This is a genomic window from Pseudomonas sp. 2822-17 (genome assembly GCF_002742485.1).
In the GTDB taxonomy this organism is placed as follows: Bacteria; Pseudomonadota; Gammaproteobacteria; order Pseudomonadales; family Pseudomonadaceae; genus Aquipseudomonas; species Aquipseudomonas cyclaminis.
The window spans coordinates 1-538 of sequence record NZ_LJRZ01000938.1; the positions used below are offsets into that span (position 1 = coordinate 1).

Genomic DNA, 538 nt, shown 5'->3' on the forward strand with positions numbered 1-538 from the left:
CTACAAGGATATCCCACCCTGCTTCATTTGATGCTTCAGGGAATTCCACATCGTGCCCTTTTGCAGTGAGTTCCATTGCTAGCATTTTTTCAGCAACATATCCTTGTATCTGTGAAATATCACCAACTGAGTTCACATCAATACCCATACTAAATTGAGAAAATGCAAAAATGGAATCAATATTATCGGAACGGGCAAAATCAACTGCTTCCACGACAGTGGGATCAATCCTTATGTAATCGTATATAAAGTCGCCTACACTAATTGCAGCAATGGTAAAAGTTGTGGTACGTTCTGATTGACTCCCAAATAAAAACTGAGATAATTTCTCTTCTTTAGTTTTAGGGGGTTCAATTGGTTGATTTAAGGCTTCCTTATACCTTTTTTCTTTCCATAGTCTATAAAACTTGTTGTTTTTAAAACCGTTCATTGTTTATTTCCCCAGACTTCTAACTTTGGAAGTTTGACCTCTAATGAAGAAATTCCATAATATTTTTTCTCATAGTAATTCATGTTTTTCTCTAATGAACTGATAGAC

General features: G+C 35.3%; 1 protein-coding gene. It reads right to left on the reverse strand.

Annotation, left to right across the window (positions count from 1 at the left end):
- On the reverse strand, window positions 1–430 hold a 430-nt coding region (locus AOA60_RS31875; RefSeq protein WP_256592918.1), incomplete at its 3' end, for a hypothetical protein.
- Window positions 431–538 lie beyond the last annotated feature (108 nt).